Genomic DNA, 15465 nt, shown 5'->3' on the forward strand with positions numbered 1-15465 from the left:
TTAAGTATAGCACGGGGGAATTTGTATGTAAATTGCTGTGAAGCGTTACTTCGAGAAAATATTGACAGTTGTTTCTCTACATGATATGATAAATTCGATTTTGAGAGACGAAGATGCAGAGTAACAGACAGAGTCTTTTCAAAGCAATTGTTTTGGACCACCCATCAGGGTTAAGGCCATACGGACAGCCGGGTCCACTGCCGATTATGGTAACTTTGGTTACCTTATTGATTGAGTTAGAAGCTCAAATTTTATAAGTAGGTTCCTTTGATAACCGAGATGCGCCCAAAGCGCAGACTTGTGAAACGATCAATAAGAGTAGTAAAAGTATGATTGCTATATAGACTCTGACACGCATGCGAATACAGATCAGACGCAGGTTTGTGGCTTAGTGCCCTAATCTGCGTTTTTTTATTTTTGCTCAGTCTGTGGAATGTGGTTTGAGGGTTGAAGCAAAGGAAACTGGAAATGGAGGAATGATGAAAGGAAGTCGATTTAAACTGAACCAGAATCATGCACCGATACATGAAGCTCTGGAGACTTTCCGACGCATGAGAGTTGTACCTTTTGATGTCCCCGGTCATAAGCGGGGGAGAGGTAATCCGGAACTGACAGAATTTCTGGGACAAAAATGTGTAGGGGTGGATGTCAACAGCATGAAACCACTGGACAACCTCTGTCATCCTGTATCTGTAATACGGGAAGCAGAAGAACTGGCAGCAGATGCTTTTGGAGCAGCACATGCATTTCTGATGGTGGGAGGTACGACAAGCTCCGTTCAGACAATGGTGTTGACGGCCTGCAAGCGCGGAGATGAGATCATACTGCCCCGTAACGTTCACAGGAGTGTTTTGAATGCACTTGTCTTGTGTGGCGCAATTCCTGTTTATGTAAACCCGGAGGTGGATCAGAGACTTGGAATTTCCCTTGGAATGCGCAGGGAGCAGGTAGAAAAAGCAATAAAGGAACATCCGAAGGCAGTTGCGGTACTGGTAAATAATCCGACGTATTATGGAATATGTAGTGATCTGCGTGCGATCGTCAAGATGGCACATGATGCAGGAATGCTGTGCCTGGCAGATGAGGCTCATGGAACGCATTTTTATTTTGGCGGAGGTCTTCCGGTTTCGGCTATGGCAGCAGGTGCAGACATGGCATCGGTATCCATGCATAAAAGTGGGGGAAGTCTTACACAGTCGAGTCTTCTTCTTACAGGACCGAACGTACACGCGGGATATGTGCGTCAGATCATTAATCTGACACAGACCACTTCAGGAAGTTATCTTCTGATGTCAAGCCTTGACATTTCAAGAAGAAATCTTGCACAGCGCGGTCGTCAGATTTTTCACCAGGTAGCCGATATGGCGGAATATGCCAGAGAAGAAATCAATGCGATCGGCGGTTATTATGCGTTTGGAAAAGAACTGGTAAATGGAAATTCGGTTTTTGATTTTGACATTACGAAATTAAGTGTACATACGCTGGATATCGGACTTGCAGGAATCGAAGTTTATGATATTCTGCGGGACGAATATGATATTCAGATAGAATTTGGTGACATTGGAAATATTCTTGCGTATCTTTCCATCGGAGACCGAGCACAGGAAATAGAACGACTGGTAAGTGCACTTGCAGAGATCCGCAGACGTTTTCAGACAGACGGCTCAGGACTTCTCAGTCAGGAGTATATTGATCCTCAGGTAGTGACAAGTCCTCAGGAGGCTTTTTATGCAGATAAATGCAGCCTGCCGCTTCGAGAAACCGAAGGAAAGGTCTGCAGTGAGTTTGTGATGTGTTATCCGCCGGGAATCCCGATTCTTGCGCCTGGAGAACGGATCACAGCAGAGATCCTGGATTATATTGAATATGCAAAGGCAAAGGGCTGCAATATGACAGGACCTGAAGATCCGGATATTTTGAGACTGAATGTTCTGGCAGGGAGGTAATGACAATGGAAATGTGGTTTTCAGAATTTCATACACCGGATGTCAAGCACAGTATCCGGGTAAATCGTCAGCTCTATTCGAAACAGAGCGACTATCAGAGAATTGATATCTTTGAGACACCGGAATTTGGACGTGTGCTGACTCTGGATGGAAATGTAATGCTGACAGAGCGTGATGAATTTATCTATGATGAGATGATCACGCACGTGCCGATGGCAATACATAAGGAAGCAAGGGATATTCTTGTGATTGGTGCCGGAGATGGCGGCGTTGTTCGTGAACTGACCAGATATGACAGAGTACGGCATATTGATCTGGTAGAAATGGATCCGATGGTTGTGGAAGCCTGTCGCGCATATCTTCCGGGAAATGCCTGCAGACTGGATGACAGAAGAGTACATCTTCATTATGAAAATGCGCTGAGATTTATCCGTCGGTGTGAAGCAAAATATGACCTCATCATTGTGGATTCTTCTGATCCGTTTGGCCCTTCTGAAGGTTTGTTTACCCGTGAATTCTATGGAAATTGTTACAATGCGCTGAAAGATGACGGGATTATGGTAAACCAGCAGGGAAGCCCGTTCTATGCGGAAGATGCACATGCCATGCAGCGCAGTCATAAGAGAATTGCCAGCACTTTTCAGATCAGCCGTGTTTATCAGGCACACATACCGACTTTTGCTGCGGGTTACTGGCTGTTTGGATTTGCCAGTAAAAAATATCATCCGGTGGATGATCTGGATGCAGAGGCCTGGAATGCATTAAATCTTCGCACGCGCTACTATACGACAAGACTCCATAAAGGAGCATTTTATCTTCCGGCATTTCTGGAGGATATGCTGAAAGAAGTGGAGGAATAATTTATGATGTTACCTAATATAGAAACTTTTATCGGCTGTGAAAGCAGTTTTGAGGAGGCATCTGTTGTTCTTTACGGTGCACCCTTTGATTCTACAACAAGTTTCCGTCCGGGTGCCCGGTTTGGTCCGTCAGCAATGCGACATGAGAGCTTTGGCCTGGAAACCTACAGTCCGTATCAGGACAGAGATCTTATGGACATCAGAGCATTTGACAGCGGAGATCTGGAACTTTGTTTTGGAAGCAGTGAAATGGCACTTTCAGATATTGAAAAGAGAGCAGAAGAGATATTAAACGCAGGCAAATTCCCCCTGCTTCTGGGAGGCGAACATCTGGTGACACTGGCAGCTGTGCGTGCCGCAGCAGCTAAATATCCAGACCTTCATATCATTCATTTTGATGCACATGCAGATTTAAGAGATGATTATCTGGGAGCAAAATTAAGTCATGCCTGTGTGCTTCGAAGATGTCATGAAATTCTGGGAGATAATCACATTCATCAGTTCTGCATCCGAAGCGGTGAGAGAGAAGAATTTCAGTTTGCCAGAAAGCATACAGATTTTCATCCGTTTACGTTTGAGGGATTGAAGGAAACGGTCAGGGAACTGAAAGAGAAACAGGTTCCGGTATATTTTACAATTGATCTGGATTGTCTGGATCCGTCAGTATTTCCAGGAACAGGAACTCCGGAGGCAGGCGGCGTGAGTTTTGTGGAACTTCTTGAAGCTATCCGTACGGTTTCTCAGGTGAACTTGGTAGGAGCAGATGTCAATGAACTGGCGCCTATGCTGGATGCAAGCGGTGTTTCAACTGCAACGGCATGCAAGGTTCTTCGTGAACTGCTTCTGGCAGTTGCAAAATAAAATGATATCAGTGTCGTCCCCGGTACCATAAAAATAACATTATAAAATAAGACTGTTGAAGAAACAGTCAGTTATCAGGAAAAGGAGAAAAATTATGAGCAGAGTACTTGTAATCGGCTGCGGAGGCGTAGCCAGTGTAGCAATTCAGAAATGTTGTCAGGTTGATGAGGTATTTACAGAAATGTGCATTGCAAGCCGTACGAAGGAAAAATGTGATGCACTCGTGGAAAAACTGAAAGGAAAGACAAAGACAGTTCTTACTACAGCGAAGGTTGATGCAGATGATGTGGATCAGCTGATCGAACTGATCAACAGCTATAAACCAGAGCTGGTAATGAACATTGCACTTCCATATCAGGATCTGACGATCATGGATGCATGTCTGGCATGTGGCGTAAACTATATGGATACAGCAAACTATGAGCCGGAAGATACTGATGATCCAAAGTGGCGTGCGATCTATGAAAAACGCTGTAAAGAAGAAGGATTTTCCGCATATTTTGACTATTCCTGGCAGTGGGCATACCGTAAAAAATTCGAGGATGCAGGTCTTACAGCACTGCTTGGATGCGGATTTGACCCGGGTGTTACACAGGCATACTGTGCCCATGCATTAAAGCATGAGTTTGACCAGATTGATACCATTGATATCCTGGACTGCAACGGCGGTGATCATGGATATGCATTTGCGACAAACTTTAACCCGGAAATCAATCTTCGTGAAGTAAGTGCACCGGGAAGCTACTGGGAAGACGGACACTGGGTGGAGATCCCGCCAATGGATATCAAAAGAGAATATAATTTTGACCAGGTTGGAGATAAGGATATGTATCTGCTTCACCATGAGGAAATTGAGTCTCTTGCAAAAACAATCCCGGGTGTAAAACGTATTCGCTTCTTTATGACTTTCGGACAGAGTTATCTGGATCATATGCGTTGTCTTGAAGATGTAGGAATGCTTTCCACAACACCAATCCAGTACAATGGACAGGAAATCGTTCCAATCCAGTTTTTGAAAGCACTGCTTCCGGATCCGGCAAGCCTTGGACCACGTACAAAAGGAAAAACAAATATCGGCTGTATCTTTACAGGTGTAAAAGACGGAAAAGAAAAGACATACTATATCTATAATGTATGCGATCATCAGGAATGCTATCACGAAGTTGGAAGTCAGGCGATCAGCTATACAACCGGTGTTCCGGCAATGTGCGGAGCGCTTATGATGCTGACAGGAAAGTGGATCAGACCAGGTGTGTATACAGTTGAAGAATTTGATCCGGATCCGTTCCTGGATGCACTCGACCGTTATGGCCTGCCGCGCAGTGAAAGCCACGATCCGAAGCTGGTAGACTGATGGAAGGATTGGATAAAAGAGCACCATTTACAGCCACCGGCGGAATCATTCCGCCGGAATTCAGGAATATAAAAACACCCTGCTATATCCTGGACGAAAAAGCACTTATAAAAAATGCAAAACTGCTCGGTGAAGTGGCAGAGCGGACAGGATGTAAGATGCTCCTGGCGCAGAAAGCGTTCAGCAATTATGACTGTTATCAGTTTTTTGAGCCGTATCTTGCGGGTACAGAGGCCAGCGGACTGTTTGAGGCAAGACTTGGAGCTGAGGAAATGCCGGAAAAAGAGGTTCATGTATTCTGTGCCGGTTATCGGGCAGATGAATTTGAGGAACTTCTTCAGTATGCGGATCATATCGTGTTTAATTCGCCAATGCAGCTTCTTCGTTTCGGACCAGGAGCAAAAGAAGCGGGAAAGAGCGTGGGACTTCGGATCAATCCGGAATGTTCCACTCAGGATGGACATGAGATTTATGATCCCTGTGCGCCGGGAAGCCGAATGGGAACGACAAGAGCGCAGTGGGATGAAGCATTCCAGAAAAACCCGGAACTTCTGGATTTACTGGAGGGCATTCATTTCCATACTCTCTGTGAGCAGGATTCCGATGATCTGGAGACAACTCTTGTTTTTGTAAAGAAGCATTTTGGAGATTTGGCTTCCAGAGTGAAGTGGATCAATTTTGGCGGCGGTCATCATATTACAAGACCAGGTTATGATATTGAACGACTGGAACGATGCATCCGGATGGCAAAAGATGAATGGAAGGTAGAGGTTTATCTTGAACCAGGAGAAGCATGGGCATTAAATGCAGGATTCCTTCTGACCCGTGTGCTGGATGTCCTGAAAAATGGAAAGACAGAGATTGCGATCATAGATGCCAGTGCGGCCTGTCATATGCCGGATGTGCTGGAAATGCCTTATCGTCCGCCGCTTCTTGGAGCAGATGATTCAGAAGAGGACAGGATCACAGTTCGTCTTGGAGGACCAACCTGCCTGTCAGGAGATGTGATCGGAGATTATAAATTCAGACAGCTTCCCGAATATGGGGATCTTCTTATGTTTGGAGATATGGCCATCTATACTACCTGCAAAAATAATACTTTTAACGGGATGCCGTTGCCGGATATCTGGCTCAGACGTGCTGACAAAACGATGCAGCAACTTACAGATTTTGGTTATGCAGATTTTAAAGAAAGACTTGGAAGTCGCAAATAGCGACTTCCTTTTTTGGTGGAATGTATGTATATAGTTCATTACAAATCTCATAAAGTATTATAAGAACAGAGTAGAAGATCTTCCGTTTTATAGGCAGAGAGGATGCAGATGGTTACAATCAGTCTTTGCATGATCGTAAAAAATGAGGAGAGAGTGCTTGGCAGATGTCTGGAATCTGTACAGGAGATTGCAGATGAGATTATCATAGTTGATACGGGTTCTGAAGACCGGACGAAAGAGATCGCAGAAAAATATCATGCCAGAGTATTTGAACAGGAATGGCAGGATGATTTTTCAAGAGCAAGGAACTATTCATTTTCTCAGGCAGAGATGGACTACTGTATGTGGCTTGATGCAGATGATATTATTATGAAAAGTGAAGCACTGAAACTGAAGCGATGGAAAGAAGAAACAGACGGATCATCGGATGTGGTAATGATCCGATATGTGGCAGGTTTTGATGAAAAAAGAAATCAGACATTAGTCTATTATCGCGAAAGAATAGTAAAAAGAGATAAGGACTTTCAGTGGCAGGGACGGGTGCATGAGACGTTAGCCGTCAGGGGCAGGACGGAATACCTGGACTGTGAGATAGAACATCACAGCATAAAAACGGAATACTCAAGAAGAAATCTCGAGATATATCAAAAGATGGAATCAGATGGAGAAGTGTTATCGGCAAGAGACAGATTCTATTATGGACGAGAGTTGTTTTATCACAGGGAGTATGTGGAGGCGGTGGATAACCTCCTGAAATTTCTGCAATTACCGGAGGGCTTTGTGGAAAACCAGGCGGAGGCATGCAGAGTGGCAGCACGCTGCTGTTATGAACTGAAACAAAATGGAATGGCACTGGAGTTTCTGTACAGGGGACTGACATACCGGACACCGTCGGGAGAACTATGCTGTGATATAGGCAAACATTTCTTTGACAGAAAGAAATGGGAACAGGCAGTATTCTGGTACAGAAATGCACTGCAGGTATCTGAGAATGCAAAGACAGGAGGTTTTGTGGAAAAAGAGTGCTATGGCTATATTCCATGCATTCAGCTGAGTGTCTGCTGGTATTATCTTGGCGATATTGAAAAAGCGTTTCAGTATCATTGTCAGGCGGGCACGTATAAACCTTACGGGAGAGAATTTCTGAAAAATCAGCAGTATTTTATCTCAGTCAAACAGTAAATACAGATTACCGATGTACATCTGACTATTGTTGTCTGAAGTAAAGGGAACAGGAAAGACTGACTGCGCATATCCTAAAGAGAGAAATATTTTAGCAGGGAGCAACAGATGGATTTTTTCAGAAAAAACAGAGAAGCTGACTGTCAGAGTCAGGGCTGCTGCAACTGTGGATGTCCAGGTCCGACCGGTCCTATGGGACCAAGAGGATGTCCTGGTGCAACTGGTCCCCAGGGCCCCCAGGGATTACAGGGAATCCAGGGACCAACCGGAGCAATCGGACCAACCGGAGCAACTGGAGCCACCGGATTGCAGGGACCACAGGGAATTCAGGGTCCGGCCGGAGCCCAGGGAGCAACAGGGCCGCAGGGAATCCAGGGACCAATTGGTGTGACGGGAGCAACAGGCCCAGCCGGGCCACAGGGGAGTCCAGGTCCAACCGGACCAGTGGGTGCAGATGGACCAGTAGGAGCAACCGGTCCAACCGGCCCTGCAGGTACCATAACTCCTGCGGCAGCGGTCGCAAATGCGACAAGTGCGGAAGATGTGGTAAATCAGTTTAATCTTCTGCTTGCAAATATGCGGGCGGCAGGATTACTGGCAGAATAGGACAGAGTAACGTAACTGTCCACAGTAACTAAAAAACATGGTATGACAGAGTATTTCTGTTGTACTGTGTTTTTTTCTTTATAAAGATATATATATATGGAATATATCTGGCATAAAAAGGAATATGTCAATATCCCCCCACAGGGCTTATGAAAGACAGCTCGTTTTGGTATCATTGAGTAAGTTACCAAATGAAAAAAAGCGAGGGAACAGAAGAATGAAAAAGGGATTTTTAACAATGGCCGGAATGCTTCTGACGGTATCACTGGTCAGCACCGGAACCACAGTGCCTGTACTGGCAGACGAAGAAACAACACTGGTATATGGAAGCGGAGATTATACCAGAATCAACCCGGCTATGGACGAGCATGGCGAGATCAATATTCTGATCTTCAACGGATTAACTGCACATGACGGAGATAATCAGGTAGTTCCGGGACTGGCAGAAAGCTGGGATTTTGATGATGCAACAAACACCTACACATTCCATATGGCAGAAGATGCTAAGTAGCAGGATGGCGAACCTGTTACAGCAGACGATGTTAAATTTACCATCGAGGCTATCATGGATCCAGAAAATGGTTCTGAGAATGCACCGAACTACGAGGACGTAGAAGAGATCAATGTGATCGATGATCATACAGTTGCATTCAAACTCGAGGACAAGAACGTTGCATTCCTTGACTATATGACAATGGCAGTTCTTCCTAAGCATCTGCTTGAGGGAGAGGATATGCAGACTTCTGATTTCTTCCGTAACCCGGTAGGAACAGGCCCATACAAGATTGAATCCTGGGATGAAGGACAGGCTATCACACTGGTTAAGAATGAAGATTATTTCAAAGGCGAGCCATCCATCGACAAAATCGTATTCAAGATTGTACCGGATGACAATGCAAAAGCTCTTCAGTTAAAATCCGGAGAACTGGATATGGCTCTTCTGACACCGAAGGATGCAGTTTCTTTTGCTGATGATGACGCATACACATGTTATGATATGAAGACGGCTGATTATCGTGGAATCATGTTCAACTTTGGAAACGAATACTGGCAGAAAAACCGTGATCTGATCCCGGCAGTATGCTACGGACTTGACCGTCAGGCAATCATTGATGCAGTTATCCTGGGACAGGGAATGCCTGCTTATGGTCCTCTTCAGAGAAATATCTACAACTGTGAAGATGTTGAACACTATGATTACAATCCGGAAAAATCAAAAGAAATCCTTGAAGCAGCCGGATGTGAAATGGGTGATGACGGATTCTACTATCGTGATGGCGAAAAAGTTGGTTTTGTTATCAGCGTAAGTGCCGGAGATCAGGTACGTATTGATATGGCTCAGATCGCAGCACAGGAACTGAAAGAAATCGGCATGGATGTATCTGTGGATATTCCCGCACAGACAGACTGGGCCGGACAGATGGCATTCCTGATCGGATGGGGAAGCCCGTTTGATGCTGACGACCACACATACAAAGTATTCGGAACAGATAAGGGAGCAAACTACTCCAGTTACTCTAATGAAGAAGTAGACAAGTATCTGACAGAAGCAAGACAGTCAGCTGATCCGGAAGTTCGTAAAGAAGCTTATGCTAATTTCCAGAAAGCTCTGGCAGAAGATCCGGCTTATGCAATGATCTGCTATATCGATGCTAACTATGTAGCTGACAGTAACATTAAGGGAATCGATCCTGATACCATTATGGGACATCACGGAGTAGGTATTTTCTGGAATGTTGCAGACTGGACAATCGAATAATAAGAAATGGGTTGTGATGGGGGCACTCGGAGTGCCCCCATTTTTACACGAGCGGAAAAAGGGTTAAAAATGGAACATTTATTAGAGGTCAAAAATCTTTCGGTTACTATAGATGGTTTCTCGGGAGAGGTTCAGGCAGTGAGAGACGTCTCTTTTTCATTAAAGAAGGGAGAAGTGTTGGCTATAGTTGGAGAATCCGGATGTGGAAAGAGTGTGCTCTGCAAAAGTATCATGAAGCTTTTGCCGCCAAGCGCAAAGATAAAAGAGGGCAGTATCTGTGTTAATGGACAGGACATTACCTGTTACAGGGAGAAGGAGATGCAAAAACTGCGTGGAAAAGTTTTTTCCATGATTTTTCAGGATCCTATGACTTCTCTGAATCCAACTATTAAAATTGGAAAACAAATCGCGGAAGCAGTGATCATTCACAATAAGAATTATACAAAAGATCAGGTAGATCAGAAGGTACTTGAACTTATGGAACTGGTTGGTATTTCGCATCCTAAGGAACGCTATCATCAGTATCCCTGGCAGTTCTCCGGCGGGATGCGCCAGAGATGCGTTATGGCGATCGCACTTGCATCAGATCCGGATATTTTATTTGCAGATGAGCCGACGACTGCATTGGATGTGACCATACAGGCACAGATTCTGGATCTTCTGCGCGAAATACAGATGAAACTGGGAACAGCTACCATACTGGTATCCCATGATCTGGGAGTTGTTGCCCGGGTAGCGGATCGGGTAGCGGTAATGTATGCGGGCAAGATTGTAGAGATCGGTACAGCTGAGGAAGTCTATTATGATCCGAGGCATCCATATACATGGGGGTTGATGAGATCACTTCCGGCATTTGCAAACGGAAAAGAAAGTCTGTATACGATTCCGGGTATGCCGCCGACTTTGATCGATCCACCAAAGGGTGATGCTTTTGCATGTCGAAATGAATATGCCTTAAATATTGACTATGAAGAAATGCCGCCTATGTTTAAGATCACAGATACGCATTATGCGGCAACCTGGCTGCTGGATCCAAGGGCTCCACAGATCAAATCACCTATGGGAGGTCAGCACAGTGAGTAAAGAAGTATTATTAGATGTCAGGCATCTGACCCAGCAGTTTCATCTGACAAAAAAGATCAAAGTAAAGGCTGTGGATGATGTATCATTTCAGATCCATAAAGGTGAGATCTTTGGTCTGGTAGGAGAATCTGGCTCCGGAAAATCCACAGTAGCCAGATGTCTGATGAACATTTATCAGCCTGCACAGGGCGAAATCTGGTACAAGGGTGTCAATATCTGTGACAAAAAGGAATTCAAAAAGCATAAAAAGATGCTGCAGACCAGACGCCAGATGATCTTTCAGGATTCTGCATCCAGTCTGAATCAGAAAATGAAAGTATCCGATATCATTACGGAACCTATGAGAATCCAGCATATCACATCTCCGAGAGGAAGCTTTGTGAAAGAAGCAGCCTTTCAGATGGAGTATGTAGGACTTGAGAAGAGTTTCCTGGATCGTTATCCTTCCGAGTTATCCGGCGGGCAGAGACAGAGAGTGGCAATAGCCAGATCTCTTTGTATGGAACCGGAATTTCTGGTTGCGGATGAACCGATCGCTTCTCTGGATGTGTCTATACAGGCACAGATCGTGAATCTGTTCCGACATTTGCAGGAGGATCATGGATTTACATTTTTATTTATCGCTCATGACCTGGCCATGGTCGAGTATCTTTGTGACCGTGTCGGAGTCATGTATCATGGAAAACTGGTAGAACTGGCACCGTCAGAAGAACTGTATTCTAATCCGGTGCACCCTTATACAAAAACATTGCTGTCTGCGATTCCTGTTCCGGATCCCATCAGAGAAAGACAAAGAGTACTTAAATATTATGATGGTGAAGGAATGGAAAACAGTGTGTGGACAGAAGTGTCACCGGGACATTTTGCGATGCTTCCAGATGGCAGAAAGGGGTGCAGCATATAATGAGACAAAAAAAGTTAGTCTACTATGGTAAAAAATGCCTGATATTTCTGATTTCAGTATTTATATTGTCTGTTGTAGTATTTTATGTAGCACGTCTGGCACCGGGCGATCCGTTGATTTCCTATTATGGTGATCGTACAGAGAAGATGAGTCCGGAAGAACGTGAATGGGCTATGGAAAAACTGGGTCTGAATGAACCGATTTCTGTACAGTATGTGAAGTGGGTAAAAAATGCTTTTCATGGAGAGTTTGGTATTTCATTTAAATACAAACAGGATGTATTAGAAGTGATCGGTGGCCGTATCGGCAATACACTTCTGCTGGGAGGAATCGGATTTATCATTATGTTCGCGGGAGCATTGCTTCTGGGAATCCTATGTGCCTGGTACGAAAACCGGCTGGCAGATCGGATTTTATGTAAATTGGGTACGATATCCAGCTGTATTCCTGAGTTCTGGATGGCGTTGGTGCTGATCCTTATTTTCTCCGTAAATCTCAAGATCCTGCCAAGTAGTGGTGCTTACAGTACCGGAAAGGCAGGAGATGTTGGAGACAGGGTGATTCATCTGATCATGCCATTGACGATCATAGTTCTTGAGCATCTGTGGTACTATGCTTACATGATCCGAAATAAAATCCTTGAAGAAGTTCGTGCAGATTACGTGCTTCTGGCGAAGGCCAAGGGACTGGATAAGAAAAAGCTTATGTTCAGACATTGCGTTCGAAACGTGATGCCTGCTTACTTAAGTATCATGGCTATTGCAGTTCCTCATGTACTTGGTGGAACCTATGTTGTAGAAAGTGTATTCTCGTATCCTGGAATTGGAGCTCTGTCTTATGAGAGTGCCAGATATCATGATTACAATCTGCTGATGTTGCTTTGTATGATGTCAGGAATCCTGGTTATTTTCTGTAATATCGTCAGCCAGACTATCAATGAACAGATTGATCCTCGTATGAAGGATGAAGTAATAACCGAGAAATCGGAGGTAGTAGAAGGATGACAAATCATTTATTTGAACTGGCAGGAAACAGAAAGACAGAGACAGTAGTTCCGAGAGCAAAGAAAAAATGGTACGAGGGTAAACCGATAGTTTCTGCTATCATATTGATTCTTATTGTTCTTGGATGTTTGTGTGCAGAACTGATCATGACAAAGGATCCTGCATACATGGATCTGCTGAACTATAACAAAGCACCGGATAAGGAGTTCCTCTTTGGTACGGATACTATGGGAAGAGACATTTTTTCCATGATATGGTATGGAGGAAGAATTTCACTTCTGATCGGTGGATTAGCTACGGTCATTTCTACTTTTATTGCAGTGGTAGTTGGCGCATTCAGTGGTGTGGCACCGGCATGGCTTGATGAACTGATCATGAGATTTACAGAAGTTTTTCTGAGCATACCAACCTTGCTTCTTATTATTTTGCTTCAGGCTATTCTGGGAAATGCAAATATCCTCAGTCTGTCGTTCGTAATTGGCGTGACCAGCTGGACCAGTATTGCGAAAGTGGTACGTACCGAGGTTCGACAGATCCGAAACAGTGAGTACATCATCGCAGCAAAATGTATGGGAGCAGGTTTCTTCCGCGTTTTGTGGAAGCATCTGGTGCCGAACTTTTTCTCATCCATTATGTTTATGGTGGTCATGAATGTGCGAACAGCAATGATTTCTGAGGCTACTCTGAGTTTTATGGGAATTGGTCTTCCGATAGAGGTCATCACATGGGGAAGTATGTTATCACTGTCAGATAAAGCTCTGATGACAGGATCCTGGTGGATCATTCTGATCCCGGGTCTTTTTCTGATCGCTACAGTACTTTGCCTGACCAATATAGGAAATGCCTGCAGAGAGCAGACAAACAGAAAAGAAAGTAACTTTTAGGATAATGAGGTCGCGGATCGCGGCCTTATTTTTGTGAAAAAACTGTTTGAGGTTTGAGACAGAGGGAAAGGAGTATACTTGCCTGGAAAGGGATATATTGATATAATGTAACTATTGTTCTCTGAAAATTCTGACGATGATTTTTTCAGAACAAAAAAGGTAACTGTAAATGCAGCTATCAAAGGAGGAAAAAGTAAATGAAAAAAGGAAAGGCAAAAGTATTCCTGACATTTCTGGTAATTCTGATCGCAGGTATCTATTATTATGTGACGATACCGGCGATCAACATTCATGCTTCCGGTTTCTGGACATTTATTCTGAGCGTGATCGTTTTATTATTGGCAGCTTACGGGATAAAGATGCGGTTCACCAGCTTTCAGGAAGCAAAAAGAAGCAAGGTGTTCAGAATCGGCGGCATTCTGTTTGTGGCATTGGTGATTGTTTTTGCAGTGGGAAGTATTTTATCCTCACCAATTGTAAATGCAAAAAAATATCGAAATCTTCTTACAATTGAGGAACGTGATTTTTCAAAAGATATCCAGCCGGTGAATTTCAGTCAGATTCCATTGCTGGATAAAGACAGTGCAGCGATTCTGGGAAACAGAAAGATGGGCAGCATGGTTGATATGGTGTCTCAGTTTGAGGTCAGCGATCTGTATTCCCAGATCAATTATCAGGAAAAACCGATCCGTGTCACTCCATTGGTGTATGCGAGTCCGGTGAAATGGCTGACAAACCAGTCGCAGGGAATTCCGGCATATATTATGATCGATATGACAACTCAGGATACCAGTCTTGTAAAACTGGATAAACCGATTCGATATTCTGAGGCGGAATACCTGAACAGAAATATTTACCGTCACTTACGTTTCAAGTATCCGACATATATTTTTGACCAGCTGAGCTTTGAAATTGATGATGAAGGAGTTCCTTACTGGATCTGTCCGGTACGGGATTATACCATCGGTTTATTTGGCGGTGCGACCATAGGAAGAGTTGTCATTTGCAATGCACAGACAGGAGAATGTCAGGATTATGCGCTGAAAGACTGTCCGGAATGGGTGGACCGTGCCAATCCGGCTGATCTTTTGATCCAGCAGTATAATTATTATGGAACTCTGGTAAATGGATATATCAACAGTATTTTTGGACAGAAGGGATGTCTGAAGTCCACAGATGGATATAATTATATGGCTATGGAAGATGATGTGTGGGTATATACCGGCGTGACTTCTGTAAGTGGGGATCAGTCTAATGTAGGATTTGTTCTGATGAATCAGAGAACCCGGGAAACCCGCTACTATAAAGTAAATGGTGCAGAAGAATATTCAGCTATGGGATCTGCAGAAGGACAGGTACAGAACCTCGGATATCAGGCTACTTTCCCGATTCTTTTGAATATTTCAAATGAACCGACATACTTTATGGCATTAAAGGACAGTGCAGGACTTGTAAAAAAATATGCGATGGTCAATATTCAGAAATATCAGAATGTTGCGATCGGAGATACGGTATCAGCCTGCCAGGATGCATATATAAAACTGTTGAATACCAGTGGTATTACATCAGGGAATACAGGTGATTCCAAAAAGATGACAGGTACGATCCGGAGAATCGCACAGAGTGTTCTCGATGGAAACTCTCATTTCTATCTGGTGCTGAATGATCATGAAGAAATTTTTGATGTGCCGGTTCAGGACTTCCTTCAGGTGGTAACACTTCAGGAAGGTGACAAGGTCACGGTTGAATATCTGGAAGGTACACCAGTGTGTACGGTTTTGAATATTGAGTAATAGAAGAAAAAGATC

Annotated in this window: 13 protein-coding genes and 1 pseudogene; all 14 read left to right on the plus strand. The window is 44.1% G+C overall.

Annotated features, from left to right (window positions below; genetic code table 11):
* Positions 1-476: 476 nt before the first annotated feature.
* The 14 genes and pseudogenes from GT674_RS07150 (at position 477) to GT674_RS07210 (ending at position 15450) form a co-directional block, all read left to right on the plus strand.
* Positions 477-1946 (plus strand): aminotransferase class I/II-fold pyridoxal phosphate-dependent enzyme, encoded by a 1470-nt coding sequence (locus tag GT674_RS07150; RefSeq protein WP_161285076.1) that lies wholly within the window; start codon positions 477-479, stop codon positions 1944-1946.
* 5 nt (positions 1947-1951) lie between these two features.
* On the plus strand, positions 1952-2806 hold the full coding sequence (gene speE, locus GT674_RS07155; protein ID WP_161285077.1) for a polyamine aminopropyltransferase: 855 nt from the start codon (positions 1952-1954) through the stop codon (positions 2804-2806).
* Between the two features lie 3 nt (positions 2807-2809).
* Positions 2810-3667 carry an agmatinase gene (speB, locus tag GT674_RS07160; RefSeq protein WP_161285078.1) on the plus strand — a complete coding sequence of 286 codons (858 nt, stop codon included), beginning with the start codon at positions 2810-2812 and terminating at the stop codon, positions 3665-3667.
* A 94-nt stretch (positions 3668-3761) separates the two neighbouring features.
* Positions 3762-5021 carry a saccharopine dehydrogenase family protein gene (locus tag GT674_RS07165; protein WP_161285079.1) on the plus strand — a complete coding sequence of 420 codons (1260 nt, stop codon included), beginning with the start codon at positions 3762-3764 and terminating at the stop codon, positions 5019-5021.
* Positions 5021-6235, plus strand: a complete 1215-nt coding sequence (locus tag GT674_RS07170; RefSeq protein WP_161285080.1) for a carboxynorspermidine decarboxylase — start codon at positions 5021-5023, stop codon at positions 6233-6235. The genes GT674_RS07165 and GT674_RS07170 overlap by 1 nt, the downstream gene beginning before the upstream one ends.
* Before the next feature lie 108 nt (positions 6236-6343).
* Positions 6344-7417 carry a glycosyltransferase family 2 protein gene (locus GT674_RS07175; RefSeq protein ID WP_161285081.1) on the plus strand — a complete coding sequence of 358 codons (1074 nt, stop codon included), beginning with the start codon at positions 6344-6346 and terminating at the stop codon, positions 7415-7417.
* Between the two features lie 108 nt (positions 7418-7525).
* Complete coding sequence (locus tag GT674_RS17620) at positions 7526-8023, plus strand: collagen-like protein (protein WP_161285082.1); 498 nt, start codon at positions 7526-7528, stop codon at positions 8021-8023.
* Positions 8024-8240: 217 nt separating this feature from the next.
* A complete protein-coding gene (locus GT674_RS17760) occupies positions 8241-8534 on the plus strand; it encodes a hypothetical protein (RefSeq protein WP_330585492.1) in 294 nt (97 codons plus the stop codon).
* Positions 8535-8546: 12 nt separating this feature from the next.
* A pseudogene (locus GT674_RS07185) lies at positions 8547-9782 on the plus strand (ABC transporter substrate-binding protein); the annotation flags it as partial.
* 69 nt (positions 9783-9851) lie between these two features.
* Positions 9852-10865, plus strand: coding sequence for an ABC transporter ATP-binding protein (locus tag GT674_RS07190; protein WP_161285083.1), 1014 nt, complete (start codon positions 9852-9854; stop codon positions 10863-10865).
* On the plus strand, positions 10858-11769 hold the full coding sequence (locus GT674_RS07195) for an ATP-binding cassette domain-containing protein (protein WP_161285084.1): 912 nt from the start codon (positions 10858-10860) through the stop codon (positions 11767-11769). Before GT674_RS07190 ends, GT674_RS07195 begins: the two co-directional genes overlap by 8 nt.
* Complete coding sequence (locus GT674_RS07200) at positions 11769-12773, plus strand: ABC transporter permease (RefSeq protein WP_161285085.1); 1005 nt, start codon at positions 11769-11771, stop codon at positions 12771-12773. The genes GT674_RS07195 and GT674_RS07200 overlap by 1 nt, the downstream gene beginning before the upstream one ends.
* Positions 12770-13657 carry an ABC transporter permease gene (locus GT674_RS07205; protein WP_161285086.1) on the plus strand — a complete coding sequence of 296 codons (888 nt, stop codon included), beginning with the start codon at positions 12770-12772 and terminating at the stop codon, positions 13655-13657. Before GT674_RS07200 ends, GT674_RS07205 begins: the two co-directional genes overlap by 4 nt.
* A 197-nt stretch (positions 13658-13854) precedes the next feature.
* Entirely contained in the window at positions 13855-15450 is a 1596-nt protein-coding gene (locus GT674_RS07210) for a CvpA family protein (RefSeq protein WP_161285087.1), read from the plus strand.
* Positions 15451-15465: the final 15 nt, after the last annotated feature.

This window comes from Blautia sp. BIOML-A1 (assembly GCF_009883055.1).
GTDB lineage: Bacteria > Bacillota > Clostridia > Lachnospirales > Lachnospiraceae > Blautia_A.